Origin of the sequence: Pseudomonas guariconensis, from assembly GCF_900102675.1 — a bacterium.
GTDB lineage: Bacteria > Pseudomonadota > Gammaproteobacteria > Pseudomonadales > Pseudomonadaceae > Aquipseudomonas > Aquipseudomonas guariconensis.
In genome coordinates this window covers 342,935-369,549 of record NZ_FMYX01000003.1, presented here as the reverse complement: position 1 = coordinate 369,549, position 26,615 = coordinate 342,935, and the positions used below count along the sequence as shown (strand labels likewise).

21 protein-coding genes are annotated in these 26,615 nt (G+C 63.5%); 11 read left to right on the top strand and 10 right to left on the bottom strand.

Annotated features, from left to right (window positions below; all coding sequences use genetic code 11):
- Positions 1 to 36: 36 nt before the first annotated feature.
- The 9 genes from BLS27_RS07085 to ppsA form a co-directional block, all read right to left on the bottom strand.
- Entirely contained in the window at positions 37 to 1,062 is a 1,026-nt protein-coding gene (locus BLS27_RS07085) for a quinone-dependent dihydroorotate dehydrogenase (RefSeq protein ID WP_043206735.1), read from the bottom strand.
- 230 nt (positions 1,063 to 1,292) lie between these two features.
- The gene (locus BLS27_RS07080) at positions 1,293 to 2,327 is read right to left on the bottom strand and encodes an OmpA family protein (protein ID WP_043206737.1); all 1,035 of its coding nucleotides are present in this window, start codon (positions 2,325 to 2,327) and stop codon (positions 1,293 to 1,295) included.
- A 110-nt stretch (positions 2,328 to 2,437) separates the two neighbouring features.
- Positions 2,438 to 3,004: an RNA polymerase sigma factor SigX gene (gene sigX, locus BLS27_RS07075; RefSeq protein WP_043206738.1), complete on the bottom strand. Its 567-nt coding sequence runs from the start codon at positions 3,002 to 3,004 to the stop codon at positions 2,438 to 2,440.
- A gap of 113 nt (positions 3,005 to 3,117) precedes the next feature.
- Positions 3,118 to 3,942: a mechanosensitive ion channel family protein gene (locus tag BLS27_RS07070; RefSeq protein WP_043206740.1), complete on the bottom strand. Its 825-nt coding sequence runs from the start codon at positions 3,940 to 3,942 to the stop codon at positions 3,118 to 3,120.
- Positions 3,943 to 3,944: 2 nt separating this feature from the next.
- Positions 3,945 to 4,196 carry a hypothetical protein gene (locus BLS27_RS07065; protein WP_043206741.1) on the bottom strand — a complete coding sequence of 84 codons (252 nt, stop codon included), beginning with the start codon at positions 4,194 to 4,196 and terminating at the stop codon, positions 3,945 to 3,947.
- A gap of 111 nt (positions 4,197 to 4,307) precedes the next feature.
- Positions 4,308 to 5,303: a zinc transporter ZntB gene (locus BLS27_RS07060; protein WP_043206743.1), complete on the bottom strand. Its 996-nt coding sequence runs from the start codon at positions 5,301 to 5,303 to the stop codon at positions 4,308 to 4,310.
- A 27-nt stretch (positions 5,304 to 5,330) separates the two neighbouring features.
- The gene (gene rraA, locus BLS27_RS07055) at positions 5,331 to 5,822 is read right to left on the bottom strand and encodes a ribonuclease E activity regulator RraA (protein ID WP_043206744.1); all 492 of its coding nucleotides are present in this window, start codon (positions 5,820 to 5,822) and stop codon (positions 5,331 to 5,333) included.
- A gap of 92 nt (positions 5,823 to 5,914) precedes the next feature.
- Complete coding sequence (locus BLS27_RS07050; RefSeq protein ID WP_090343850.1) at positions 5,915 to 6,907, bottom strand: alpha/beta fold hydrolase; 993 nt, start codon at positions 6,905 to 6,907, stop codon at positions 5,915 to 5,917.
- A gap of 96 nt (positions 6,908 to 7,003) precedes the next feature.
- A complete protein-coding gene (ppsA, locus tag BLS27_RS07045; RefSeq protein ID WP_070573363.1) occupies positions 7,004 to 9,379 on the bottom strand; it encodes a phosphoenolpyruvate synthase in 2,376 nt (791 codons plus the stop codon).
- Between the two features lie 178 nt (positions 9,380 to 9,557).
- On the opposite strand from ppsA, the gene ppsR reads away from it, so the two are divergent.
- On the top strand, positions 9,558 to 10,376 hold the full coding sequence (gene ppsR / locus BLS27_RS07035) for a posphoenolpyruvate synthetase regulatory kinase/phosphorylase PpsR (protein ID WP_043206750.1): 819 nt from the start codon (positions 9,558 to 9,560) through the stop codon (positions 10,374 to 10,376).
- Positions 10,377 to 10,504: 128 nt separating this feature from the next.
- Here the strand turns inward: ppsR and BLS27_RS07030 are convergent, their stop codons facing one another.
- Positions 10,505 to 15,370 carry an NAD-glutamate dehydrogenase gene (locus tag BLS27_RS07030; protein ID WP_070573361.1) on the bottom strand — a complete coding sequence of 1,622 codons (4,866 nt, stop codon included), beginning with the start codon at positions 15,368 to 15,370 and terminating at the stop codon, positions 10,505 to 10,507.
- Positions 15,371 to 15,708: 338 nt separating this feature from the next.
- Here BLS27_RS07030 and BLS27_RS07025 point away from each other — a divergent pair, with 338 nt between their 5' ends.
- The 10 genes from BLS27_RS07025 (at position 15,709) to BLS27_RS06980 (ending at position 26,567) form a co-directional block, all read left to right on the top strand.
- Complete coding sequence (locus BLS27_RS07025; protein ID WP_043206753.1) at positions 15,709 to 16,062, top strand: hypothetical protein; 354 nt, start codon at positions 15,709 to 15,711, stop codon at positions 16,060 to 16,062.
- A 118-nt stretch (positions 16,063 to 16,180) separates the two neighbouring features.
- Positions 16,181 to 16,891: a FadR/GntR family transcriptional regulator gene (locus tag BLS27_RS07020; RefSeq protein WP_043206755.1), complete on the top strand. Its 711-nt coding sequence runs from the start codon at positions 16,181 to 16,183 to the stop codon at positions 16,889 to 16,891.
- A 103-nt stretch (positions 16,892 to 16,994) separates the two neighbouring features.
- Positions 16,995 to 18,188, top strand: coding sequence for an L-2-hydroxyglutarate oxidase (lhgO, locus tag BLS27_RS07015; RefSeq protein WP_090343848.1), 1,194 nt, complete (start codon positions 16,995 to 16,997; stop codon positions 18,186 to 18,188).
- 43 nt (positions 18,189 to 18,231) lie between these two features.
- Entirely contained in the window at positions 18,232 to 19,560 is a 1,329-nt protein-coding gene (locus BLS27_RS07010; protein ID WP_090343846.1) for an MFS transporter, read from the top strand.
- A gap of 201 nt (positions 19,561 to 19,761) precedes the next feature.
- A complete protein-coding gene (locus tag BLS27_RS07005; RefSeq protein ID WP_043206762.1) occupies positions 19,762 to 20,721 on the top strand; it encodes an AAA family ATPase in 960 nt (319 codons plus the stop codon).
- A 4-nt stretch (positions 20,722 to 20,725) separates the two neighbouring features.
- Entirely contained in the window at positions 20,726 to 21,670 is a 945-nt protein-coding gene (locus tag BLS27_RS07000; RefSeq protein WP_043206852.1) for a DUF58 domain-containing protein, read from the top strand.
- Positions 21,667 to 22,161, top strand: coding sequence for a DUF4381 domain-containing protein (locus tag BLS27_RS06995; RefSeq protein ID WP_070573355.1), 495 nt, complete (start codon positions 21,667 to 21,669; stop codon positions 22,159 to 22,161). The genes BLS27_RS07000 and BLS27_RS06995 overlap by 4 nt, the downstream gene beginning before the upstream one ends.
- Entirely contained in the window at positions 22,154 to 23,230 is a 1,077-nt protein-coding gene (locus BLS27_RS06990; RefSeq protein ID WP_043206765.1) for a vWA domain-containing protein, read from the top strand. The genes BLS27_RS06995 and BLS27_RS06990 overlap by 8 nt, the downstream gene beginning before the upstream one ends.
- Positions 23,227 to 24,945: a tetratricopeptide repeat protein gene (locus BLS27_RS06985; RefSeq protein ID WP_090343844.1), complete on the top strand. Its 1,719-nt coding sequence runs from the start codon at positions 23,227 to 23,229 to the stop codon at positions 24,943 to 24,945. Before BLS27_RS06990 ends, BLS27_RS06985 begins: the two co-directional genes overlap by 4 nt.
- Entirely contained in the window at positions 24,942 to 26,567 is a 1,626-nt protein-coding gene (locus BLS27_RS06980; RefSeq protein WP_043206767.1) for a BatD family protein, read from the top strand. Before BLS27_RS06985 ends, BLS27_RS06980 begins: the two co-directional genes overlap by 4 nt.
- Positions 26,568 to 26,615 lie beyond the last annotated feature (48 nt).

Genomic DNA, 26,615 nt, shown 5'->3' with positions numbered 1-26,615 from the left:
GGCCCCTTCAAGGGGCCCTTTTTTATGCCTGCCTTTTTACGGCCGAGGCATGGCAGCAATCGCGTCCACTGCCTCACGGATCAGCGCCGGCCCTTTATAAATGAAGCCCGAGTAAATCTGCACCAGGCTCGCGCCGGCAGCGATCTTCTCGGCTGCATGACGCCCCTCGGTGATACCGCCTGCGGCGATGATCGGCAACTTACCGGCCAGCTCGCCTGCCAGAACTTTCACGGTGTGGGTGCTTTTTTCGAGCACTGGCGCGCCGGACAGCCCGCCCGCCTCTTCACCGTACGGCAGGCCCTGGACACCTTCGCGGCTCAGGGTGGTATTGGTCGCGATCACTGCGTCCATGCCTGTCTCGAGCAACGCAGAGGCCACCATGGCGGTTTCTTCATCAGTCATGTCCGGGGCGATCTTGATCGCCAGCGGCACACGCTTGCCATGCTCACTGGCCAGTTGTTCGCGGCGCACGGCCAGCGCCTGGAGCAGTTGCTTGAGCGAGTCGCCGAACTGCAGGGTACGCAGACCTGGGGTATTGGGCGAACTGACGTTGACGGTGATATAGCTGGCGGCTGTATAGACCTTTTCCAGGCAGATCAGATAGTCATCCACCGCGCGCTCGACCGGGGTATCGAAGTTCTTGCCAATATTGATGCCCAGCACGCCGTCGAAGCGCGACGCACGTACCCGCGTCAGCAAATGATCGACACCCAGGTTGTTGAAGCCCATGCGATTGATGATCGCAGTGGCCTCTGGCAGCCGGAACAGTCTCGGCTTGGGGTTGCCAGGCTGCGGGCGTGGCGTCACGGTACCGATTTCGACAAAGCCGAAACCGAGCTGGGCGAAGCCGTCGATGGCGGCGCCGTTCTTGTCCAGACCTGCGGCAAGGCCCACCGGATTGGCAAAGTTCAAGCCCATGACTGTCACCGGCAGCGCCGCCGGCTGCTTGCACAGCAGGCCATTGAGACCGAGGCGGCCACCGGCGCCGATCAGGTCTAGGGAGAGGTCGTGGGAGGTTTCCGGGGAAAGCTTGAACAACAGCTGGCGGGCCAGGGTATACATGGGCGGGCAAGACTCGCGGTGAGTGAGGGGGCGATTATAGCCACCGCGCGGCTCGGACGACAGGGCTCTAGGCTCATGGGTTGCTTGTCAGTTCCACGTCGCGTGCCCTAAGCGGACGAGAATCCCTGGAAAACAGGCGTGCAGCAATTCTCCTGGGACCCTCACCGGGCGTCCCCCGAAAAAAGAAAAACCCGGCCGAGGCCGGGTTTTTCATGAAGCATCAAACCAAATTACTTGGCCTGGGCTTCGACCTGAGCTTCAACGCGACGGTTGATGGCGCGGCCTTCTTCGGTGGCGTTATCAGCAACCGGACGGGTCTCACCGTAGCCAACCGAGTCGATACGGCTGGATTCAACACCGTACTGCTGGGTCAGGACCTGCTTGACAGCATTGGCGCGACGCTCGGACAGCTTCTGGTTGTAAGCGTCTGGACCAACGGAGTCGGTGTGACCTTCAACGGTGGTGGTGGTCTGTGGGTACTGCTTCATGAAGTCAGCCAGGTTCTTGATGTCACCGTAGCTGTTTGGCTTGACGACCGACTTGTCGAAGTCGAACTTGACGTCCAGCTCAACACGTACGACTTCGGCAACAGCCGGGCAGCCGTCGGCGTCAACGGTAACGTTGGCCGGGGTGTCAGGGCACTTGTCGACGTTGTCGCAAACGCCGTCGTTGTCGCTGTCGGAGCAGACTTCAGCAACAGGAGCCGGAGCAGCTTCAGCTTGCTTCGGGCTACCGCCGAAGTTCATGCCGATACCGACGCTAGGAGCCCACTCGGTGTCGCCCTGGTCGATGTTGTACTGAGCTTCAACGCCAGCACGGGCGTAGAACATGTCAGTGATGTACCACTTGGCGCCAGCGCCAACGTTGGCGAAGGTGGAGTGGTTACGACCACCACGGCCGGTCTGGCCCAGGCTCTGGTGCGAGAAACCAGCCGAAACGTACGGACGGATGGCGTCGTACGGGTTGTTGAAGTGGTAAACGGCGTCCAGGGCAGTGTTGGAGCCCTTGATGTTCTTACCGTCTTCGCCACGAGCGTTGTGAACTTCGTCATAGCCCAGACGCAGTTCGACGTCGTCGGTCAGGAAGTAACCGATCGAGCCACCGAACAGGTTGCCGTCGTTCTTGAAGTCGCGCTGGCTGTCGAAGAACTCTTTCTTGTAGAAGAGTTCGGTCTCGACGGCGCCTTGACCTTGTGCCAGAGCGCCAAACGAAGTGGCGGCTACAAGCGAACCAATGGCCAAGCCCAAGGTGTTTTTCAATTTCATCCGTTAAATCCCCATCTGGTGATAGTTAAGCAGTCCCACCAACATCCGGGGGACAACTCGACGGCAAGTCTAGCAGAACTTGCCGGTTGGTTAGAGATATTTACGCGGTGCTAAGTTTCAGCCAGCCCCGTAAATTTCTCTCTAAGCTTGTCGAGCGCACGCTTGTAGCGCATTTTCGTGGCGCTCAGGCCCATGTGCATGATGTCGGCGATCTCCTGAAATTCCAGCTCTGCGACAAATCGAAGCACTAGGATTTCACGGTCGATCGGGTTCACATGCACCAGCCATCTGTCCAGTCCGCCCTTCTCTTCGGCCTTGGGTGCCTTCTCTTCGGACGCCTCTTCAACAGGGTCCAGACTCAAGGCATCCATCAACCGTCGCTTGCGACGCTCCTTGCGGTACTGGGTAATGCATTCGTTGTAGGTGATGCTGTAGAGCCAGGTCTTGAACTTGGACTTACCCTCGAAGTTTTTCAGACCGTAGAGCACCTTGAGCATCACTTCCTGGCAGACATCGTCGGCATCCCGGTCGTTCCCCAGATAACGCGCGCAGACGTTGAAAAGGGTCCGCTGATAGCGCCGCATGAGTTCTTCATAGGCGCGCGTTACGTGATACAGCTCCTCATGCGAACGCGCCACCAACTCCTCATCGGTGAGCTCACGGGGGTCATAGCGCATGGGCGGCGAGTGAACTTTATTCAAAACGGATCTGGCCGACAGTCAGGTCAATGTCGCCGCGCGGCCCCCTTGGGCCGTTTTCGCGGCGGCATACATTAACAGCTTTTGTGCGGTTAGCGGCTATTGACTCGCTGTTCGAGCAATTCTCGATTCGAAAGCGACACCAATTCGCCATCATCGGTCAGCAGGGTCGTCTTGACCGTACCGATCTCCTCGATATGCCCTTCAACCTCTCCAATCCGCACCTGCTGGCCCACTTGATAGAGTTCGCGCACGTAGATGCCTGCCAGTATTTGCCCGGCAATTTCCCGGCTGCCCAGCCCCATCGCCAACGCAACGGCCAGACCAACGGTAATCAGGCCGATGACGATGACATGGTTGAGCAGATCGGTCTTGACCTCCAACTGGCTGATCGCAACCGAGATGCTGATGATAATCACCAGGCCTTGGGCGATACGCCCGACGCCTGCGGCATACTCCAGACCGACGCCTTCGGCAGCGCCACGTACCAAGCCATTGGCCAACTGCGCCAACAGCACGCCAGCCAGCAGCACTAGAGCTGCGCCAAATACCTTGGGCAGGTAAAGGGCGAGCATGTCCAAGGTGGCCGAGACACGCTCAAGGCCCAAGGACTCGGCGGCCGAAACCAGGAAAATCAGCAACACGAACCAATAGACGATCTTGCCGATCAAGGTAGAAATCGGGACCTGGATGCCCACCCTGCTGAGCATCTTGGTCAGACCGGTACCGCTCATCAGGCGGTCCAGGCCGAACTTGGCCAGCAGTTTGGACAACAACGTATCGAGCAGCTTGGCTACCACGAAGCCGAGCAACACCACGACCAGGGCGCCGAACAGGTTCGGGATGAAGTTCGCCACCTTGGTCCAAAGGGCGGTCATGGCGGTGACCAGGCTCTGGGTCCAGAGATCGAGTTCCATATTCAATCGGCCTTATCTGCTTTTCTGCCAGCGGCAGGGTTGCGACGCACCGGCGCGACATGCGCCGAGCCATTGTTCACAGCGATCATCAGCGCCTGGCTCCAGCGCCCCAGCAAGCTGAACAGATCGCCCGCGCCGACCTGGCGGTTGGCGGTCTTGAGGACGCGACCCAGGCATGCGGCATCGTCTCGGTCCTGGCCGGACGGCGATGCCTTGAGCAGGTCGCGCAAGGATTCTTCAAACGGATCGTGCATAGGCACCTCGCGCAATGTCTGTCAAAGACGAGGGCTCGGGACTACGGGTCACACATGAATATGGGACGGATGTTTCAAAATGCCTCATGCATCCCCCGGCCGGACAGCCCATCATACCCAGCGTAACCGTCGGAACAGCCACCATTGCCCCGCCGCCAACCCCAGCACCACGGCGCAGGCGAACAGGAAGCCATACGGGCTCTCGGCGCCCGGAATGCCCCCGACATTGATGCCCAGCAGGCCGGTGACGAAGCTCATCGGCAGGAAAATGCAGGTGATGATGCCGAAGCGGTACATGGTCCGGTTCATCCGCTCACTGCGCCGTCGATCCTCGCTTTCCAGCACCAGAGCGGCCCGCTCGCGGGTCAGCTCGAGCTCTTCGAGATAGCGGATCAGGCTGTTGTTCAGCTCGTTCCAGTAGTCGGCATCCCCTTCGCCGAACCAGCTCCACTTGTTGCGCGAAAGTTGCGCATAGAGTTCCCGCTGTGGGGCGAGAAAACGCCGTAGCCCAGCAGCACGACGGCGGATCTGTTGCAGGCTGCCTTGCACCGGCGAATACCGTTCATCGGTTTCCACCTTCTCTTCTTCGAGATCGACCACTTCCGACAGGTCGCTAACCAACGCCTGGACCTTCTCGGTAAGCAGCTCCCCCATCAGCAGCAACAGCTCGGAGGCCGACTTCGGCCCCCTGCCCTCGTCCAATTGCTGAAGCACTTCATCACTGGCGCGCAGTGGTCGCAGGCGCAACGAAATCACTCGCCGGGCCTCGGCGAAGATCCGCACCGAGACCATGTCTTCGGGCTCGGCGCCGGGATTGAGATTCACGCCCCGCAAAAACAAAAGCATCTGCTCGTTGGCCAAGGGCAACAGACGCGGACGCGTGTTCTCTTCCAGCAGCAAGTCGCAGGCGAAGGTGCTCAGGCCGCTCTCCTGGAGCAACCAGGTACGCGTCTGGGGATGGCTGCGATCCCAGTGCAACCAAAGGCTTTCCTCTGGTTGCAACTGGAGCGCATCCAGCGCTGTCCGGGCAATTGAGCGCGCACCGCCTTTACCATCGAGCACCAGGGCATGGACCAGCCCCCACTGCGCGTTGTCTTCCTCGAACATTCCTGCTCCATCAGCGCGCGCGGCGCATCACTCCGGCATTTTCAACGGGCTTGGCGAGACGATCACGCCATTGTTGTCGGCATACACATATTCGCCCGGACGGAAGGTCACCCCAGCGAAGGTCACGGCCACGTTGAGATCGCCAATACCGCGCTTGTCGGTCTTCATCGGGTGACTGGCCAGGGCCTGGACACCGACGTCGGTCTGCACCAGCACGTCCACGTCACGCACACAGCCATAGATCACCAGGCCTTCCCAGCCGTTCTTGGCCGCCTTTTCGGCCAGCATGTCACCCAGAAGCGCGCGGCGCAGCGAACCACCGCCGTCCACCACCAGGACCTTACCCTTGCCATCGAGCTCGACCTGCTCCTTGACCAGCGAGTTGTCCTCGAAGCATTTGATCGTGACGATCTGGCCACCAAAGGAATCGCGGCCACCGAAGTTGCTGAACATGGGCTCCAGGACCTGGACCAGGTCCGGGTAGGCGTCGCACAAGTCGGGCGTTACGTAATGCTGCATGGCAAACTCCTGTCAGTCACAACGAAAGCGGGATTTGAGCAAGGCTACACCGGGGAGGGCCTTGCAGTCATCCGAGACTACTCAGTCAGCCGCTACTGCTCTTCGGCGGATTCGGCGGCCACCGTAGCCCCCGGCAACGGTGATTCAGGGGCCCTCAGCCAGCGCTCCACCAGTGGCCATACCTGCACCTGGGCCGCCTTGCTAACCAACATGTCCACATGCCCGAATGCGTCGAAGCCTTCTTCAGCGCCAAGCCGTAAAAACTGCTTGCGCTGGCCACCCAACTGCTCGAACAACTTGCGGCAGGCCCAGACCGGGTCCTGGTAATCTGCCGCACCGGCCACTGCCAGCACCGGCACGTTCACGGTCGCCAGCCCCGCCCACCAGTCGTCCTGCTTGTCGCCGAAACGCCCGAACAGGCCGTGCCAGCCCAGGGTCTCCAAGGCCAGACCGATCGGCTCGTCCTCCGGCCCACGTTTGAGCCGCGACCCGGACAGCTGACCTAGGCGCTTGAGCAGCAAACGCGCGCTCCAGGCCACAGGCGGAACCTTCAACGGCCAATAGACCCGACTGACCTGGGTACCGAAGAACGCCGCGCTGGCCACCTGCTCGGCTTCCAAATATGCGCCGCCCAGGGCTGCGGCGAGGATGGTGCCACCCAGGGAGTGGCCGATCCAGTGCGGCGCCTGGCCGGCCTGCTCCTGGATGAATGCGCCGATCACCGGCAAGTCGAAGCGGGCATAGTCGGCCACCCGGTTGTGACGCCAGTGGCGGTTGCGGGGAGAAAGTCCATGGCCGCGCATTTCCGGAATCCACACATCGAACCCGGCGCGCGCCAGAAAGGCGCCTAGGCCGACGCCCTTGGGCGAATACCAGAAGCGGCGATTGGAGAAGCTGCCGTGCAGGAGAATCACCGGCACGCCTTGGGCTACGGCCTGGTCGGCCAGCCCCAGGCGTGTAACGGCCAACTCGACGCTGGGGTCGGGGCTGTTGCCGGCCTTGATCCGGTACACATCCTCGCTCAGATCACCCCGGCGCTCGGCGCTGAGCAAGGCCACGGGAAACAGGGTACTGCTGCTTTGCATAGGTCGATTGCACAAAAAAGGGCGGGATCCATCGCTGGAACTCGCCCTGGAAGAAACCAGGCAGGAGCGCCGTGAAGCGCTTCCGCGTTCATTGCATCATGCCGCGCCCTGATCCTCGGCCAGGAAGAACCAGGTCTCGAGCACCGAGTCTGGGTTCAGCGATACGCTCTCGATGCCCTGCTCCATCAGCCACTTGGCCAGGTCTGGGTGATCCGAAGGGCCCTGGCCACAGATACCGATGTACTTGCCGGCCTTGTTGCACGCGGCGATGGCGTTGGCCAGCAGCTTCTTCACTGCCGGGTTACGCTCGTCGAACAGGTGGGCAATGATGCCGGAGTCACGGTCCAGGCCCAGGGTCAGCTGGGTCAGGTCGTTGGAACCGATGGAGAAGCCGTCGAAGTACTCGAGGAACTCATCGGCCAGCAAGGCGTTGGACGGCAGTTCGCACATCATGATCACACGCAGACCATTGACGCCACGGCCCAGGCCGTTTTCGGCCAGCAGATCGACCACCTGGCTCGCCTCGCCCAGGGTGCGCACGAATGGCACCATGATCTCGACGTTGGTCAGGCCCATTTCGTCGCGCACACGCTTGAGGGCGCGGCACTCGAGCTCGAAGCAGTCACGGAACGACTCGCTGATGTAACGCGAGGCGCCACGGAAGCCCAGCATTGGGTTCTCTTCTTCCGGTTCGTACAGCTTGCCGCCGATCAGGTTGGCGTATTCGTTGGACTTGAAGTCCGAAAGGCGCACGATGACCTTCTTCGGATAGAACGCCGCGGCCAAGGTGCTGATACCCTCGACCAGCTTCTCGACATAGAAGCCGACCGGGTCGGAGTAACCGGCCACGCGCTTGTCGACGCTTTCCTTGAGGTCGGCCGGCAGGCCTGCGTAGTTGAGCAGCGCCTTGGGGTGCACGCCGATCATGCGGTTGATGATGAACTCCAGGCGCGCCAGGCCCACGCCTGCGTTCGGCAGTTGGGCGAAGTCGAAGGCGCGGTCCGGGTTGCCGACGTTCATCATGATCTTGAACGGCAGCTCAGGCATGGCGTCGACCGAGTTCTGCTTGACGTCGAAGCCCAGCTCACCTTCGAAGATGAAGCCGGTGTCGCCTTCGGCGCAGGAGACGGTCACGCCCTGGCCGTCCTTGAGCACTTGAGTGGCATTGCCACAACCGACGACCGCCGGGATGCCCAGTTCACGGGCAATGATCGCCGCGTGGCAGGTGCGCCCGCCGCGGTTGGTGACGATGGCGCTGGCGCGCTTCATGACAGGTTCCCAGTCCGGGTCGGTCATGTCCGAGACCAGCACGTCGCCCGGCTGGACCTTGTCCATCTCGGAGACGTCGTGGATCACGCGAACCTTGCCGGCGCCGATGCGCTGGCCGATGGCGCGACCTTCCACCAGGACAGTGCCCTTCTCCTTGAGCAGGTAGCGCTCCATGACATTGGCGCTGGAACGGCTCTTCACGGTCTCGGGACGTGCCTGGACGATGTACAGCTTGCCGTCGTCACCGTCCTTGGCCCACTCGATGTCCATCGGGCGCTGGTAGTGCTGCTCGATGATCATGGCCTGCTTGGCCAGCTCGCTGACCTCGGCGTCGGTCAGGCAGAAGCGCGCGCGGTCGGCACGGTCGACATCGACGGTCTTGACCGAACGACCGGCCTTGGCCTCGTCGCCGTAGATCATCTTGATGGCCTTGCTGCCCAGGTTGCGGCGCAGGATGGCCGGGCGGCCGGCCTGCAGGGTTTGCTTGTGGACGTAGAACTCGTCAGGGTTGACCGCACCCTGTACGACGGTTTCGCCCAGGCCGTAGGCGCCGGTGATGAACACCACGTCACGGAAGCCCGACTCGGTGTCGAGGGTGAACATCACACCGGCGGTGCCGGTTTCCGAACGGACCATGCGCTGCACGCCGGCGGACAGGGCGACCAGTTTGTGGTCGAAGCCCTGGTGCACGCGATAGGCGATGGCGCGGTCGTTGAACAGGGAGGCGAACACCTCCTTGGCGGCGCGGATCACGTTGTCCACGCCACGGATGTTCAAGAAGGTTTCCTGCTGTCCGGCGAAGGAGGCGTCCGGCAGGTCTTCAGCGGTGGCCGAGGAGCGCACGGCCACGGCCATGTTGTCGTTGCCTTGGGACATTTCGGCGAAGGCGGTGCGGATTTCGGCATCCAGACGCGCCGGGAACTCGGCTTCCATTACCCATTGGCGGATCTGCGCGCCGGTCTTGGCCAGGGCGTTGACATCATCGACGTCCAACGCGTCCAGGGCTGCGTGGATACGGTCGTTCAGGCCACTCTGCTCGAGAAAATCGCGGTACGCCTGAGCCGTAGTGGCAAAGCCGCCCGGCACCGATACGCCGGCACCTGCGAGGTTACTGATCATCTCGCCCAGGGATGCGTTCTTGCCCCCCACATGCTCTACATCATGGACGCCGAGCTTATCGAGGGAAACTACGTACTCTACCAAGGTGATCTCTCCACTAACTGTATTGGAAAAGCTCAAGGGCGGCCGCCTGTCACACTGACTTGGCCGGACGCTTGTGGCCTGGACCTGGAAAATAAGTGAGAATGCCGAACAGTCACGTTCGGCAAACCGAACCTATCATACTCCAGAAAACTTCGGCAGCTTAAGGCCCAGGGTGCAAATGAAACGATCCGCGTTCTTCATCTCCGACGGTACCGGTATCACTGCAGAAACACTGGGCCAAAGCCTGCTGGCACAATTCGAAAGCATTCCTTTCAATAAATTCACTCGCCCCTACATCGACACCCCGGACAAAGCCCGGAGCATGGTGCAGCAAATCAATGCTGCCGCCGAACGGGACGGCATGCGGCCGATCATTTTCGACACCATCGTCAACCAGGACATTCGGGAAATCCTGGCAACGTCGAACGGCTTCATGATCGACATCTTTTCGACGTTTTTATCCCCGCTCGAGCAGGAATTGACCGCCCATTCGTCGTATTCCGTGGGCAAGTCCCACTCGATTGGCGGCAACTCCAACTACATGGAGCGCATCGAGGCAGTCAACTTCGCCTTGGATAACGACGATGGCGCGCGCACCCATTATTACGACAAAGCCGACCTGATCCTCGTGGGCGTGTCGCGATGTGGCAAGACGCCGACGTGTTTGTACATGGCCATGCAATTCGGCATCCGTGCGGCCAACTACCCACTGACCGAAGACGACATGGAACGCCTGCAATTGCCGGCGGTACTGAAAAAGTACCATCACAAGTTGTTTGGCCTGACCATCGACCCCGACCGCCTCACCGCCATCCGCCACGAGCGCAAGCCCAATAGCCGCTATTCGAGCTTCGCCCAGTGCGAGTTCGAGGTGCGCGAGGTGGAGAGCCTGTTTCGCCGGGAGAACATCCCGCACATCAACTCCACGCATTTCTCGGTGGAGGAAATCTCGGCGAAGATTCTGGTTGAGAAGGGTGTAGAGCGGCGTTTCAAGTAACATCCGCGCCGTTTGTTTCGCGGGCCTATCCGTTCCCGCAGACGTGCCCGCCGCCGTCACGAATCTCGACAGCCCCAATGAAAAAAGCCCCGGCATCGCTGCCGGGGCTTTTTGTTTTCAGCTTACGCTCAGGACGGTATCACCGCCGCCTGCCCGCTCATGGCCAAGTCGACCAGCTCACGGTTGGCCACCGCATACATCGCGTAGTCGGTGCCCGTGGCGTTGCGCAGGTCATCGAGCATGGCGCGCCAGCGCTCCGTCATCACCCGGTGCTGTTCACACCACAGTGCGACACGGGCGTCCATGTCTTCCGGTGCATCGGCCATCTGCAACACAGAAATGGTGATCGCTCGCTGTTGCAGGTCGATGTCGTCGCGGAACGCCTCGCGGGCCAGGGCCTGCCAGTTGTTCTCCACCGGCAGGTTGCTGATCTCCTGCAGATACCAGGTCAGGTCCAGCGAGCTGCCCACGGCGAAGAACGCCTTGGCCACCTGGGCCGGATCGTGACCGGTGACATCCGAGGCCTCGATGATCGGCAACAGGGTGTACAGGTGGGTGGTGCCTGCGACCATGCGCGCGAGCAACTCCGGCACCCCGGCTTCGACGAAGCCCTGGTAGCGTTGCTGCCAGCGATCGCGGGTCGGGCCTTCGAGCAGCTCATCGAGCTTCAGGCCCAATTGGGCGATCTTCGGCCCGAAGTGCGCGACATCGCGACCGGCATCCTGCTCGTTGCGGCGGCTGCGCAGGAACCAACGGGTCGCGCGACGCCCCAGGCGCATCAGCTCATCCATCAGGGTCAGCTGGATCTCGGCCGGGACTTGGTAATCCAGCGCCTCGATCTGACGGAACCAGTGCGGCAGGTGGAAAATGTCCCGAACGATCACATAGGCACCGGCGACGTTGGCCGGGCTCATGCCGGTGGATTCCTTCAGACGCTGGACGAACGTGATGCCCATGTTGTTGACCAGGTCGTTGGCGATCTGGTTGCTGACGATTTCTCGCTTGAGGCGATGACGGCGCATGGCGTCAGCGAACTTGCTGACCAACGACGGCGGGAACGCGTTCTCCATGTCGCGGGTCAGGTAGTCGTCATCGGGCACCAACGACTTGAGCAGTTGCTCCTTGAGGTCAATCTTGCTGTAGGAAATCAGCACCGACAGCTCGGCGCGGGTCAGGCCCTGGCCTGCGGCCAAACGCTCGGCCAGTTGCTCCTCGGACGGCAGGAACTCGATAGCCCGGTCCAGTTTGCCACGCGACTCCAGATCAGCCATCAGGCGCTTGTACTCGGCGATCCGCTCCAAGGCACGGCGGGCCGCCAGGGACAGGGCCTGGGTCTGCTTGTAGTTGTTGCCCAGCACCAGCGAGGCGACTTCGTCGGTCATGCTACCGAGCAGTTGGTTACGCTGCTTCTCGGTCATGTCGCCACCCTGCACCACTTCGTTGAGCAGGATCTTGATGTTGACCTCGTGGTCGGAGCAGTCCACGCCACCGGCGTTGTCGATGAAGTCGGTGTTGGTCGCGCCGCCGTTGAGGCCGAACTCGACCCGGCCAAGCTGGGTCATGCCCAGGTTGCCGCCCTCGCCCACCACCTTGCAGCGCAGTTCATTGCCGTTGACCCGCAATGCGTCGTTGGCCTTGTCGCCGACATCGGCATGGCTTTCGCTGCTGGCCTTGACGTAGGTGCCGATACCACCGTTCCACAGCAGATCCACAGGGGCCTGCAGCAGTGCGTGCAGCAGTTCGGTCGGCGTCAGGCGGTCGGCTTCGATGGCGAAGCGTTCCTTCATCTGCGGGCTGATGGCGATGCTCTTGGCGCTACGCGGGAAGATCCCGCCGCCTTCGGACATGATGCTGGTGTCGTAGTCGCTCCAGGCCGAACGCGGCAGCTCGAACAGGCGCTTGCGCTCGACGAAGCTGGTGGCTGGGTCAGGATTCGGGTCGATGAAGATGTGCAGGTGGTTGAATGCCGCCACCAGCTTGAGCTTGTCCGACATCAGCAGGCCGTTGCCGAACACGTCGCCGGCCATGTCGCCGATACCTACCACGGTGATCGGGTCTTCCTGCACATTGATGCCGCGTTCGCGGAAGTGGCGCTGCACGCCGACCCAGGCGCCGCGAGCGGTGATGCCCATGCCTTTATGGTCGTAGCCAGCCGAACCACCGGAGGCGAAGGCGTCGCCCAGCCAGAAGCCGTAGTCGTTGGCGATGCCGTTGGCGATGTCGGAGAAGGTCGCGGTGCCTTTGTCCGCGGCCACTACCAGATAGGGGTCGTCGTCATCGTGACGCACCACGTTGGCCGGAGGTACCACGCCGCCGTCCTTGAGGTTGTCGGTAATGTCGAGCAAGCCCGAGATGAAGATCCGGTAGCAGGCAATGCCCTCGGCCTGGATCTCGTCGCGGCTACCGCCCAACGGCAGACGGCGCGGCAGGAAACCACCTTTGGCTCCCACCGGCACGATCACCGAGTTCTTCACCTGCTGGGCCTTGACCAGGCCGAGCACTTCGGTACGGAAGTCTTCCTCACGGTCCGACCAGCGCAGGCCACCGCGGGCAACGTTGCCAAAGCGCAGGTGCACACCCTCGACCCGCGGCGAGTAGACGAAGATCTCGAACTTCGGCACCGGCTTGGGCAGCTCGGGGATCAGCTTGGGGTTGAACTTGAAGCTGAAGTACGACTTGTTCTGCCCGTTGGCGTCCGGCTGGTAGAAGTTGGTGCGCAGGGTGGCCTTGATCAGGTCCAGGTAGCGACGCAGGATGCGGTCTTCGTTGAGTACCTGGACCTCGTCCAGCGCAGTGAGAATGGCCTGCTCCAAGCGCTGCTGCTTGTCGTCCAGGTCCTCGACGGTGAGCTTGCGTGCCAGGTAGAAGCGGGTCTTGAACAACCGGGTCAGCTCGCGGGCGATGTCGGTGTGGTTGTTCAGGGTACTGGCGATATAACCCAGGTCGAAGCCCAGGCGGATCTGCTTGAGGTAGCGTGCGTAGGCGCGCAGCAGCGCCACGTCACGCCATGGCAGGCCGGCGGTCAGTACCAGGCGGTTGAAGGCGTCGTTCTCGGCGTCGCCCTTGACGATGTGGATGAAGGCATCCTGCAGGATGTCGTTGAGCTGTTGGATGTCCAGGTCCAGGCCTTCGCTGTAGGTGAAGGCGAAGTCGTGGATCCAGTATTCGCGACCACTGGCATGGCGCAGGCGGTACGGGAACTCGCCGAGCACGCGCAGGCCCAGGTTTTCCAGGATCGGCAGCACATCCGACAGCGCCAGCGGGGTGTCGGCGTGGTAGAGCTTGCAGTGCAGCAGGCGGTCGCCCAGACGGGTCAGTGGCTGGTAGAAGCTCATCGCCAGCGGCTTGCTCTCGGACAGCGCCAATACATGCTGCATGTCGACGACCGCCGAGTGGGCAGCGAAGCGCTCGCGGTAGCCGGCCGGGAAGCCTTTGGGGAAGTCGGCCAGGATGTTGGTGCCTTGGGCCTCGCCGAAATTCTCCACCACCAGGGCGGAGTAGTCGTCCTGCCAGGAACGGCAGGCCTGGATGACTTCGTTTTCCAGCTGCTGGGGGTCCAGGTCGATGCGGTTCTTCGGATCGACGCGCAGGATGAGCTGAACACGCGCCAGCACCGACTCGGAGAAGAACGTCCAGAACTCGCAGTCGCTGGCCTTCAGGCGCTCCATCAGCACCTGCTGAATCTTCTGGCGCACCTCGGTGGAGTAGATTTCACGCGGCACATAGGCCAGGCAGTAGCAGAAGCGGCCGTACGGGTCCTTGCGCAGGAACACGCGGATCTTGTTGCGCTCCTGGATCTGCACGATCGACATGACCGTGGTGAACAGCTCGTCCACTGGCGTCTGGAACAGATCGTCACGAGGCAGCACCTCGAGCACCTGGGCCAGCTCCTTGCCCAGGTGGGCCTTGGCGTCGAAGTGCGAGCGGCGCTCGACTTCAGCGACCTTGCCACGGATGTACGGAATGGTACGCACGCTCTCGCCGTACACCGACGAGGTGTACAGACCCATGAAGCGGCACTCCTTGACGACCTTGCCGTCGGCGTCGATCTGACGGATCGACACGTAGTCCGGATACGCCGGGCGGTGCACACGGCTCGGCTGCGAGGCCTTGGCGAACGACAGCAGCTCAGGCGCGCGCAGGTAGGCGACGGCGTAGTCCTCTATGCGCAGGTCATCGGCGCCCAGCCCTGCGCGCAGCAGGCGGGTCAGGCCGAGGAACGAACCTTCGTCATAGACCAGGTGGCCGCCATCGGCGTCGGACTCGACCACGAACTCTTCGTAACCGAGGAAAGTGAAATGGTTGTCCAGCAGCCACGACAGGAAGCTCTTCACCTCGGCCTTGTCATGTTGTGCCGGACCGAATGCGGTCTGCTCTACCAACTCCACCAGGTCGCGGACCTTGGCCTTCATCGGCTCGAAGTCGGCGACAGCCACCCGCACCTCGGCCAGCACCTGCTCGATTTCCTTCGTCAGGGTGGTCAGCTCGGCAGCGCTGGAGCAGCGGTCGATCTCCAGGTACATCAGCGATTCATGGCGCACGCCCTCGCCCTGGGTGCCCTTGGGCAGCAACTCCAGCAGCTCGCCCTTGGCGCCGCGGCGCACGCTGAGCACGGTGGTCTGCAGGGTGTGGATGCTGTAGCCGCGACGGTTGAGTTCGGTACGCACCGAGTCGACCAGGAACGGCAGGTCATGGTGCAGCACCTCGACCACGGTGTGGGTCGATTGCCAGCCGTGGCGTTCGTAATCGGGGTTATAGACCCGCACCTGCGGGTGTTGGGGGTCGAAGCGCTCGATGATGCGCCAGGCAGAGAGGGTGCAACCGGCCAGGTCCGAAAGCCTGCGCTGGGTGAGTTCGTCCAGAGAGATGATGCCGAAGAACTGTTCGGCGAACAGCGCCACTTGTGGCAGTGCCTGCTCGCTGATGTGCTGCGCCAGGGCCGCTTGCAGTTGATGCTGGAAGTCGGCTTTGCTGGCTGCGGTGAAGAACGCCATCTGTGGTACTCCGCTTGGGCTTTGTTATTAGGTGAAGCGTCGCGTGCGTCCGCCGTTCACGGTCAACGATAGTCAAACCGTGACGACAGGGCGGTGAAAACCAGGCGTTTGGACGCGATCTGCACGTCCATCCGTTCCATGGATGGGCACCTGCAAAGACGACTGCCCCTCAGGGCTGTGGCTTTACGGGTGTCCATCGACTGGGCAGCTTAACGACTGAGCGGTCACCACGGCTTGCAGCGCTGCGACAATTTCGGTCAAGGGGCGGTAACTTTACGTTTATGTCCATGCCCAAGGCTGTCAGAATTCCCGCTCATTTCTTTGACCTGAGCCTGCCCATGCAACTGAAAACCGCCCTGCTCTTCGCCACACCCTGCGACGAAGAGGAAGACAACATGGCGACCTTGTGCTGCCACAGCGACAAGGGGCAGATGTTCCTGCTCACCCGTTACCCCGACGAAGACACCGTGGACCTGACCCTGGACGACGAGCCTTCGACGCTAGACGGGCTGAAGGTCACGCTGAGCGCCGACCGCCTGCTGATCGAGGTGGCCGCCGGCGACCGAGATGCGCTCAAGGGCTCGGAGCAGCTGGAGATCCTACTGACCTCACCGGGCACGGACCTCGAGGAGGTCGAGCTGACTTTGCGCAACATTCTCGACGGCACCGGGACCTACGTCAGCGAGCTCTGAACGCGGTAGCGGCAGGCTTGCTTTCTCAAGGGCCCGCTCTCATAACCCCTTGAAATCGTTGACAGGCGATCCTCACCCCAGGCATTGTCTGACAACCTGATCAATAGGCGGCATACCCATGCTAGAGCTTCAGCGCCCGGACACCTTGGTCGAACGGGTCGTCAGCGCCATCCGCGCAGAAATCGATTCCGGCCGCCTGGCCGCCGAATCGCGCCTGCCCACCGAACAGCAACTGGCCGAACAGCTCAATGTCAGCCGTTCGGTGGTGCGCGAGGCAGTGGCGCAACTGAAGGCGGACGGCGTGCTCATCGCCCGGCGCGGGCTCGGCTCCTATATCTCGCAAACGCCCTGCGGCACGGTTTTCCGCTTCCCCGGGAGCAACGGGCGCAAGCCAGATCTCGTGCAGATGTTCGAGATGCGTCTGTGGATCGAAACCCAAGCTGCCGCCGTTGCGGCCCGCCGCCGCGACGACGCGGACCTCGCCCGCATGGCCCAGGCTCTGCAGACGATGCTCGACGGGCGCAGCGACCTGGCCACAGCCTCTGCCGCCGACGTGGCCTTCCACCGGGCCATTGCCGAAGCCAGCAAGAACGATTATTTCGTGGCCTTCCATGATTTTCTGGGTGGCCAGCTAGCCACCGCGCGCCGCAACGCCTGGGAGAACTCCGCGGCTCTTCCCCAAGGCGGTGCAGCCGATGCCAACCGTGAACACCAGGCGCTGTACCAAGCCATTGCCGACGGTGACCGCCAGGCGGCTGCCGCCTGCGCTGAAGCCCACCTACGGGCATCGGCCAGACGCCTGAAGATCGACCTTCCCGACCTCGACTGATTTCGGAGCCTTCGCATACGGCCTGGCGACCTTTCATACGCCCTACTTAGTCTGACAACCTGATAAGCAGATTCACCGACAAGAACACCAAGGTATCCCCTGCATGACTTACGACTACTGCATCATCGGCGGCGGCATCGTCGGCCTCGCCACCGCCATGGCCCTGCTCGAACAGCGCCCCGGCGCCTCGTTGCTGATCCTCGAGAAGGAAACCAGCCTCGGTCTTCACCAGACCGGCCACAACAGCGGCGTGATCCATGCAGGCATCTACTACGCACCAGGCAGTCTCAAGGCTGACCTGTGCAAACGCGGCGCCCAGGCCACCAAGGACTTCTGCACCGAGCACGGCATCGCTTTCGAGGTCTGCGGCAAACTGCTGGTGGCCTCGAACGATCTGGAAATGCAGCGCATGCACGCGCTGTACGAGCGCTCGCAGCAGAACAGGCTGAAGGTCGAGCGCCTGGACGCCGCCGAACTCAAGCGCCGCGAGCCGAACATCGTCGGCAAGGGTGCGCTGTTTCTCGATGCCACCGGCATCGTCGACTACAAGCAGGTGTGCGACGCCATGGCCCGGGTCATCCAGAAGGCCGGCGGTCACGTTCGTCTGGCCACCACCGTGCGGGCGATCCATGAACAGGGCGACTACGTCGAGGTGAGCAGCGACAGCCAAAGCTGGCGCGCCCGCCAGCTGGTCGCCTGCGCCGGCTTGCAGTCCGACCGCCTGGCGCGCCTGGCCGGAGTGAAGATCGACCACCAGATCATCCCCTTCCGCGGTGAGTATTACCGCCTGCCAGCGAGCAAGAACCAGATCGTCAACCACCTGATCTACCCGATCCCTGACCCGGACCTGCCGTTCCTTGGCGTGCACCTGACACGCATGATCGACGGCAGCGTCACCGTCGGCCCCAACGCGGTGCTGGGCTTGGGCCGGGAGAACTACCGCAAGTTCTCGGTGAACTGGCGCGATGTGGCCGAGTACGCGCGCTTCCCGGGCTTCTGGAAAACGATCTGGAATAACCTGGGCTCGGGCACCACTGAAATGAAGAACTCGCTGTTCAAGCGAGGCTACCTGGAGCAGTGCCGCAAGTACTGCCCGCAGCTGGAGGTAGAAGACCTGCTGCCGTATGAGGCCGGCATCCGCGCCCAGGCGGTCATGCGCGACGGCACCCTGGTGCACGACTTCCTGTTCGCCGAGACCCCACGCATGGTGCATGTCTGCAACGCACCCTCGCCTGCAGCCACCTCCGCCATCCCTATTGGCCAGATGATCGCCGCGAAGATCCTCAAGGCCCGCTGAAACCCCTGCATAGCCCACTACAAAGACAATAAGGAAACCTCAGATGTCGGTACACGAGGCGGCCCTGGCCGCGACCGAAACCCCGAACCAGCAGCGCAAACGCCTGCGCAAGGTGGCAGCAGCGACCATCTTCGGCTCGATGCTGGAGTGGTATGACTTCTACCTGTACGCCACCATGGCAGCGATCGTCTTCTCGAAGATCTTCTTCGATGCCAGCAACCCGGCCGTGGCCTCGCTGCTGGCGTTCTCCACCTTCGCCATCGGCTTCATCGCCCGCCCCTTCGGCGGCGTACTGTTCGGCTACCTGGGCGACCGCTTCGGGCGCAAACAGGTGCTGGTGATCACCTTCTGCATGATGGGCGTTTGCACGGCCCTGATCGGCCTGATCCCCAGTTACGCCAGCATCGGCATCTGGGCCCCGATCATCCTGGTGGTGATCCGCATCATCCAAGGTCTGGGCGCGGGCGCCGAATTGTCCGGCGCGGCGGTCACCTCCTACGAGCACGCCAGCGAAGGCAAGCGCGGCAGCCAGGGTGCCTGGCCGGCACTGGGCCTGAACCTGGGCCTGCTGCTGTCGTCGCTGACCGTGTATCTGCTGACCATGAACGGCAATGAATTCCTGCTCGCCGGCGGCTGGCGCATCCCGTTCATCGCCAGCATCGCACTGGTCGGCATCGGCCTGTGGGTGCGCAAGAGCATCCCTGAGACCCCGGATTTCAAGAAGCTCGACCAGGCCAAGGATAAACCCCAGGTCTCGCCGCTCAAGCTGCTGTTCAAACATGACCTCAAGGGCCTGGCGGTGGTGTTCTTCGTAGCCATCGGCTACAACGCACTGAGCTACATCTTCAAGACCTTTTCCCTGGCCTACCTGACCCAATTCAAGGGCGTCGAGGCCCATGTCACTTCGCTATCGGTGACCATTGCCAGCCTGGTGGCGATCTTCACCGTGCCGTTGTTCGGCTGGCTGTGCGACAAATGGAGCAGCAAGACCGTACTGATGCTTGGCGGTGTGCTGTCGGCAGTGTTCGCCTACCCCTTCCTGCAATTGCTGAGCACGGGCGAGCCGACCCTGATCTACATCGCCATCGCGATCGGTACCGGCATCCTCGCGCCCATGATGTTCGCCCCTCAGGGCTCGTTCCTCAGTCGACAGTTCCCAGCCCAGACGCGCTCTTCGGGCTTTGGTACCGGCCGCGAGATCGGCACGGCCGTGGCCGGCGGCCTGGCGCCACTGGGCGGACTGGCCCTGGTGGCCGGATCGGCCACCCATTCCACTGACGGTGTGGCACTGATTTTGGCGATCTCTGGCGTATTGGTGGTGGTCTTTGCCCTGTTCGACCAAGGGCGCAAGCATTCCAGCGCGAAGAACTGACGCGCACTGGCGGCCCGATCGCAGCCAACCCACGATCGGGCCGAGCCACCCCGTTGAACTGCCCCGGCTTCACCGGACCAGCCCTGCAAGAAAAATCCACGCCGCCATTGGTCGGCATGGGCCTGGATGGATTAAAGTATCACCCCCTGCCCGGACGCCGCTGTGCCAGCACGCCAGGCCCATTTCCAGGAACCGTCGACGATGGAACACCGTGAGGCGCTGATCGCGCTGCGCACCTTTCTTTCCTCCCAGATCCTTGGCCAGGAGAAGCTGGTCGAACGCCTGCTGATCGTGCTGCTGGCCGACGGCCACATGCTGGTCGAAGGCGCACCGGGCCTGGCCAAGACCAAGGCCATCAAGGAACTGGCCGAAGGTATCGAAGCGCAGTTCCACCGCATCCAGTTCACCCCCGACCTGCTCCCGGCCGACATCACCGGCACCGAAATCTATCGCCCGGAAACCGGCAGCTTCGTGTTCCAGCAGGGGCCGATCTTCCATAACCTAGTGCTGGCGGACGAAATCAACCGCGCTCCGGCCAAGGTGCAGTCAGCGTTGCTCGAAGCCATGGCCGAGCGCCAGGTCAGCGTCGGGCGCAGCACCTACGAGCTGTCGCCGCTGTTCTTGGTCATGGCCACCCAGAACCCGATCGAGCAGGAAGGTACCTATCCCCTGCCCGAGGCCCAGCTCGACCGCTTCCTGATGCATGTGAAGATCGGCTTCCCGGATGCCGCCGTGGAACGACGCATCCTCCAGCAGGCCCGCGGCGAGGCGCTCGGCGGCGAGGTCAAGCCGGAGCGACGGGTCAGCCAGCAGGCGATCTTCGCCGCGCGCAAGGAAATCCTCGGCCTGTACATGGCCGACGCCGTGGAGGAATACCTGGTGCAGTTGGTGATGGCCACCCGCACACCGGCCAAGTTCGACGCCGAGTTGGCCGACTGGATCGCCTATGGCGCCAGCCCGCGCGGCTCGATCGCCCTGGACCGCTGCGCCCGCGCCCACGCCTGGCTGGCCGGGCGTGATTTCGTCAGCCCCGAGGACATCCAGGCAGTGCTGTTCGACGTGCTGCGCCACCGCATCATCTTGTCCTTCGAGGCGGAAGCGGCGGGGATCGACCAGGACCGGGTGGTCCAGCGCATCCTCGACGTTGTCGCTGTCGCCTGACCCCATGCCCACCGCGCACCTGACCGAACCCGGCATCCGCATCGGCCTTGCCGAGTTGATCGACATGCGTCACCGCGTGCGCGAAATCCAGCTGTTTTCCCGGCCCGGCCAGCGCAGCCCGCTGGTGGGCCTGCACCACTCCAAGCTGCGCGGACGCGGCGTGGACTTCGACCAGGTGCGGGTCTACCAAGCCGGCGACGACGTGCGCAACATCGACTGGCGCGTCACCGCGCGCACCCAGGAGCCGCATACCAAGCTGTTCCACGAGGAGCGCGAACGGCCGATCTTCATCCTGGTCGAGCAGAGCCAACGCCTGTTCTTCGGCTCCGGACTGATGTTCAAGTCAGTCCTGGCGGCCCAGGCTGCGGCCCTGTTCGGCTGGGCCGCGCTGGGCCACAACGACCGCATCGGCGGACTGGTGTTCGGCGACAACGAACACCACGAGATCAAACCCCGGCGCAGCAAACAAAGCCTGCTGCAGTTGCTCAACCGACTGGCCAAAGTGAACCAGTCGCTGCACACCGAGGCCGTGCCCCAGCCCGACAGCTTGGGCCTTGCCTTGCGCCGCGCCCGCGAGGTGCTGCGCCCAGGCAGCCTGGCCATCATCATCTGTGACGAACGCGCCTTGACCCCTGGTGTCGAGCAGCACCTGAGCATGCTCTCGCGCCACTGCGATCTGTTGCTGATGCCCGTCTCCGACCCGCTCGACCACGCGCTGCCGGCCGCCGGCTTGCTGCGTTTTGCCCAACGCAGTGCCCAATTGGAGCTCGACACCCTCGATGCCAACCTGCGCCAGGCCTACCGCCAGCAGGCCGAGGCGCGCATCGAGCGCTGGGAGCTGCTGGCGCAGAAGCTGCGGGTACTGTTGATGCCCTTGAGCACCCAGAGCGAGATGATCGAGCAACTGCGTGAGTACCTCAACGCCCAGCGCCCGGGGAGCGGTCAATGAACCCGCTGGACCAGTTGCAACCCTTGATCGCACCGCCGGCCGTGAGCCTGTGGCCGCCCGCGCCGGGCTGGTGGGGCCTGCTCGCCCTGCTGCCCCTGCTCGGCTGGGGGCTGTGGCGACTGCGCCACTGGCGTCCGGCCAAACCCCGAGTGGTGCGCGCCGAGCAGCCGCTGGACCCCATCCGCCTGGAAGCACTGGCCGAACTGGCTCGCCTGCCCCGCCCCTACGACGGCGCACCTGCCGGCGCCTGGCTGCAGCACATCAACGCGCTGCTCAAACGCCTGTGCCGCAACCACTACCCCGGCGCCAACAGCCACACGCTCAACGGCCGTCAGTGGCTGGCGTTTCTAGACAACCGCTGCCCGGCCGCAGGCCTGACCCGCTGGATGGTGCTGGTCGAAGGCGCCTACAAACCCGAGTGCAAGCTCGACGACAAGGCCATCGCCGGGCTCGCCCAGGCGGTCGAAATCTGGATCCGCAAGCATGTTTGAGCTGGCCTGGCCGTGGGTCTTCTTGCTGTTACCGTTGCCGTGGCTCGCGCGCCTGGTGCTGCCGGCTGCCGACAGCGGCGAGCCGGTGCTCAAGGTGGGCTTTCTCGATGAACTCGAAGGCCTGGCCGGGCGCCGTGCCCGCCTGAATCTGCCGACCTGGCGCCAGCAGGCGCCCTTCGTGACGATCTGGCTGCTCCTGCTGCTGGCCGCTGCCCGTCCCCAATGGCTCGGCGATCCGGTGCCGGTGGCGGCCAGCGGTCGCGACCTGCTGGTGGCGGTGGATGTGTCCGGCTCGATGGACTTTCCCGACATGCAGTGGAAGGACGACGAAATCAGCCGCCTGGACCTGGTCAAGGCGCTGCTCGGCGATTTTCTCCAGGACCGCGAGGGCGACCGGGTCGGGTTGATCCTATTCGGCAGCGAAGCCTACCTGCAGGCGCCGCTGACCTTTGACCGACGCACCGTGCGCACCTTTCTCGACGAGGCGCAGATCGGCATCGCCGGTAAGAACACCGCCATCGGCGACGCCATTGGCCTGGCGGTCAAACGCCTGCGCCAGCGTCCGGCGCAGAGCCGGGTGCTGGTGCTGATCACCGACGGAGCCAACAACGGTGGGCAGATCCACCCGCTCACCGCCGCCCGCCTGGCCGCCCAGGAAGGCGTGCGCATCTACACCATCGGCATCGGTGCCAACCCCGAAGCCAGCGGTACGCCAGGGTTGCTGGGCCTTAACCCGAGCCTGGACCTGGACGAAGCCTCGCTCAAAGAGATCGCCGAACTGACCCAGGGGGCCTACTTCCGCGCCCATGACGGCGCCGAGCTGGTCGCGATCGGCGATACCCTCGACCAGCTCGAACCGGTGGCCCAGCAACCGACCCAGGCACGCACTGCCAAAGCCCTCTACGCCTGGCCGCTGGCCTTGGCATTGCTCTTGAGCGTGCTGCTGGTGGTCGCCGTGCAATGGCCGGACAACCTCTTCCAACGCCTGCTGCGCCGACCGCGCTTTCTACAGCCGCACCCGGAATGGCGCCAGCGCCTCAAGCGCCTGCGTCTGAGGAGGCGGCGATGATCGAACTCTGGCCGCAATGGCTGCGCCCTCTCTGGCTGCTGGTGATCCCTCTGCTCGGCTGGCTGCTGTTCAAGCTCTGGCACCGGCGCAAACGCGCCGGGCGCTGGCAGCTGATCCTTCCCGTGCAATTCCATGGTGTGCTGCTCGGCGGCGGCAACGGCCAGACCAGCAAGTTGCCGTGGATCGCCCTGGGCCTGGCCTGGCTGTTGGTGGTCCTGGCCTTGCTTGGCCCAAGCTGGCAACGCCTGGAAGAAACCCGCCAGCGCCCCGCCGACCCGCTGGTGATCCTGCTCGAGCTGACTCCACAGATGCTCGCCGAAGACAGCACGCCCAACCGCCTGGAGCAGGCCCGCCGCAAGATCTTCGACCTGCTCGAGCACCGTCGCGACAGCCAGACCGCCCTGGTGGTGTATGCCGGCAGCGCGCATACCCTGGTGCCGCTGTCCGACGACCTGGGCACCACCCGCAACCTCCTGGAGGCGGTCGATCCGTCGATCATGCCGCAGCCCGGCCAACGGGCCGACCTGGCCGTGCAGAAAGGCCTTGCCCTGCTCGCCCAGAGCGGCCTGGGCCAGGGGCGTCTGTTGCTGATCGGCTCGGCGCTGAGCGACGCCGAACGCAGCGGCATACTCAAGGCCCTGGGCCGTCAGGGCCCCAGCCTGCTGATGCTCGGGATCGGCAGCAGCGAGGGCGCACCGGTGCGTCAGGCCAACGGCGAATACCTCAAGGACGATCAGGGCGGCATTCTCCTGCCCCGCCTGGACAGCGCCAGTCTCAAAGCCTTCATCAACGGCACCGGTGGACGTTACCGCCACGCCCGCATCGACGACCTGGACCTGCGTGGCCTGGGGCTGTTCGATAACCCTCACGCCCTGCGCAGCAACGGCCAGACCGTGCAACTGGACAGCTGGGCGGACCAAGGCTACTGGCTGCTGCTGCCCTTGCTCGTGCTGGCCGCCTGCGCCGGTCGGCGCGGTTGGCTGTTCTGCCTGCCGCTACTGCTGGCCTTGCCGCAACCGAGCCAGGCCTTCGAATTCAACGACCTGTGGCTGCGCCCGGACCAGCAAGGCCAGCGCCTGCTCGAGCAACAACACCCTGCCGACGCTGCCCGGCACTTCGAAGACCCGCAGTGGCGCGGTATGGCGCTGTACCAGGCGGGCGACTATGAAGCAGCAGCCAAGGCCTTCGCCCAAGGCAGCAGCGCCGCAGCCCACTACAATCGAGGCAATGCCTTGGCCCGCGCCGGGGAGCTGGAAGCCGCGCTGGATGCCTATGAGCAGGCCCTGGAACGTCAACCCGACCTGCAGCCGGCCCTGGACAACCAGGCGTTGGTCCAGCAATTGTTGCAGCAACGCCAGGCCAAGGCCGAGGAACGACCGGCCGGCAGCGAGTCCGAAGGTACCCCCGGCAACGAGACCGAGGGCAACAGCAGCTCAGCGTCCAGCCCAGCCCAAAGCACACCTGGCAGCGATGAGCAGGCCTCCTCCCAGGCTCAGGGCGAGAACGCAAGCAATGCGCAAGGGCCAGGCAGCTCGCAACCTGGCGATGACGACAGCACCACCCAGCCGCCGCAGCGGCCGGTCTCCACCAGCCTGGATGCCGAACAGCGCCAGGCCCTGGAGCAATGGTTGCGGGAAATCCCCGACAACCCGGCCCAGCTGCTGCGGCGCAAATTCTGGTATGAACAGCAATTGCATCAGGACACCTCACGATGAGTCGCCTCGGCGTCTTACTATTCAGCCTGCTGTGGCTTCTCCAGGCCCAGGCCCAACCGACCCTGCAGGCCAGCGTCGACCGCACTCGCCTGCAGGCCGGCGAAACCTTGGAGCTGACCCTGGAAAGCCAGGACGTCACACAATTCGGCAAGCCCGACCTGCGCGCCCTGGAAGGCGACTTCGAAGTGCGTGGCACCCGCCAGCTCAACAGCCTGCACACCCTTGACGGCGAGACCCGCGCGAGCACCCGCTGGATCATCACCCTGCTGCCCAAGCGCAGTGGCAGCTTGCGTATCCCTGAGCTGCAACTGGGCCAGTCGCAGAGCCAAGCCATCGAGCTGCAAGTACTGCAAGCCGATGCCAGCCGTCCCGAGAGCGCCTCCAAAGTCTTCGTCGAGGCCAGCCTGGACAGCCCAGAGGTGTACGTCCAGGCCCAGGCCGTGTTGACGCTGCGCATCTATCACTCGGTGTCGCTGTACGACGACAGCAGCCTGAGCCCCTTGCAACTGGACAACGCCAAGGTCGAGCCGTTGGGCGAATCGCGGACCTATGAAAAGGAAATCAACGGCGTACGCCACGGCGTGATCGAGACCCGCTATGCGATCTACCCGCAACAAAGCGGCACCCTGGAGCTCCCGGCACTGACCTTCACCGCCACCGCCGCCGACAATGGCGAGCAGCCGGCCGGCACCCCGCGCGTGGGTCGCCAGGTCCAGGTCAGCTCGTTGCCACTGCAGCTGAAGGTGCGGCCGATCCCCGGCGCCTGGCCTGCCGATCAACCCTGGCTGCCGACGCGAAGCCTGACCCTGGAAGAACACTGGAGCCCGGACCCAAGCAACCAGCAGACGCAGATCGGCGACTCCCTGACCCGCAGCATCACCTTGCGCGCCGAGGGGCTGTCCAGCACCCAGCTACCGCCTTTGCCAGCCACCGAGATCCACGGTTTGCGCCGCTATCCGGACCAACCTGTACTGCGCAATGAAATCAGCGAACGGGGCATGACCGCCAATCGCGAGGAGCGCGAGGCACTGGTCCCGACCCACAGCGGCGCCCTGGCCCTGCCTGCACTGGAAATTACCTGGTGGAATACCCGCGAAGACCATCTGGAGCACAGCAGCCTGCCGGCGCGCACCCTGCAAGTGGAAGACAACCCGGCCCTGAGCGCCGACACGCCGGTCGGCGACAGCAGTGCCAGCAATGCTCGCGTGTGGCCCTGGCAGCTCGCGACCCTGGTGCTGGCGCTGACCACCCTGCTGGGCTTCGCCCTGTGGTGGCGCGCCCGCTCGCAGCCGGCGGTGCTGCGGGCCACCCAAAGCGGTCCGAGCCCGCGCAGCCTGCTGGACGATCTCAAGCGCGCCTGCCAGGCCAACGACCCCCAGGCCACTCGTCAGGCGCTTGACGCCTGGGCACGCCAGCAGCCGGAAACCCTGGCCGAGATGGCCGCCCGTTTCGTACCCTTGTCCGATGCCTTGGATGGGCTCAATGGCGCCTTGTACAGCGAAAGCGGCCAGTACTGGCAAGGCGACGAGCTGTGGCGTGCCATCGGCACCATCCCACCGGCCGAGCAGGTTCTGACGCCTTCGGGCGAAACAGGCAGCCTGCCGCCGCTTTACCCCAAATAACCTTCAGCGCGTGGTCCTTGACTCCACGCCTGCATGCTTGCGGAAATT

Excerpts from the sequence above, each read along its gene's own strand:
- BLS27_RS07085 (WP_043206735.1), bottom strand. The coding sequence starts at position 1,062 with ATGTATACCCTGGCCCGCCAGCTGTTGTTCAAGCTTTCCCCGGAAACC.
- BLS27_RS07080 (WP_043206737.1), bottom strand. The coding sequence starts at position 2,327 with ATGAAATTGAAAAACACCTTGGGCTTGGCCATTGGTTCGCTTGTAGCC.
- sigX (WP_043206738.1), bottom strand. The coding sequence starts at position 3,004 with ATGCGCTATGACCCCCGTGAGCTCACCGATGAGGAGTTGGTGGCGCGT.
- BLS27_RS07070 (WP_043206740.1), bottom strand. The coding sequence starts at position 3,942 with ATGGAACTCGATCTCTGGACCCAGAGCCTGGTCACCGCCATGACCGCC.
- BLS27_RS07065 (WP_043206741.1), bottom strand. The coding sequence starts at position 4,196 with ATGCACGATCCGTTTGAAGAATCCTTGCGCGACCTGCTCAAGGCATCG.
- BLS27_RS07060 (WP_043206743.1), bottom strand. The coding sequence starts at position 5,303 with ATGTTCGAGGAAGACAACGCGCAGTGGGGGCTGGTCCATGCCCTGGTG.
- rraA (WP_043206744.1), bottom strand. The coding sequence starts at position 5,822 with ATGCAGCATTACGTAACGCCCGACTTGTGCGACGCCTACCCGGACCTG.
- BLS27_RS07050 (WP_090343850.1), bottom strand. The coding sequence starts at position 6,907 with ATGCAAAGCAGCAGTACCCTGTTTCCCGTGGCCTTGCTCAGCGCCGAG.
- ppsR (WP_043206750.1), top strand. The coding sequence starts at position 9,558 with ATGAAACGATCCGCGTTCTTCATCTCCGACGGTACCGGTATCACTGCA.
- BLS27_RS07030 (WP_070573361.1), bottom strand. The coding sequence starts at position 15,370 with ATGGCGTTCTTCACCGCAGCCAGCAAAGCCGACTTCCAGCATCAACTG.
- BLS27_RS07025 (WP_043206753.1), top strand. The coding sequence starts at position 15,709 with ATGCAACTGAAAACCGCCCTGCTCTTCGCCACACCCTGCGACGAAGAG.
- BLS27_RS07020 (WP_043206755.1), top strand. The coding sequence starts at position 16,181 with ATGCTAGAGCTTCAGCGCCCGGACACCTTGGTCGAACGGGTCGTCAGC.
- lhgO (WP_090343848.1), top strand. The coding sequence starts at position 16,995 with ATGACTTACGACTACTGCATCATCGGCGGCGGCATCGTCGGCCTCGCC.
- BLS27_RS07010 (WP_090343846.1), top strand. The coding sequence starts at position 18,232 with ATGTCGGTACACGAGGCGGCCCTGGCCGCGACCGAAACCCCGAACCAG.
- BLS27_RS07005 (WP_043206762.1), top strand. The coding sequence starts at position 19,762 with ATGGAACACCGTGAGGCGCTGATCGCGCTGCGCACCTTTCTTTCCTCC.
- BLS27_RS07000 (WP_043206852.1), top strand. The coding sequence starts at position 20,726 with ATGCCCACCGCGCACCTGACCGAACCCGGCATCCGCATCGGCCTTGCC.
- BLS27_RS06995 (WP_070573355.1), top strand. The coding sequence starts at position 21,667 with ATGAACCCGCTGGACCAGTTGCAACCCTTGATCGCACCGCCGGCCGTG.
- BLS27_RS06990 (WP_043206765.1), top strand. The coding sequence starts at position 22,154 with ATGTTTGAGCTGGCCTGGCCGTGGGTCTTCTTGCTGTTACCGTTGCCG.
- BLS27_RS06985 (WP_090343844.1), top strand. The coding sequence starts at position 23,227 with ATGATCGAACTCTGGCCGCAATGGCTGCGCCCTCTCTGGCTGCTGGTG.
- BLS27_RS06980 (WP_043206767.1), top strand. The coding sequence starts at position 24,942 with ATGAGTCGCCTCGGCGTCTTACTATTCAGCCTGCTGTGGCTTCTCCAG.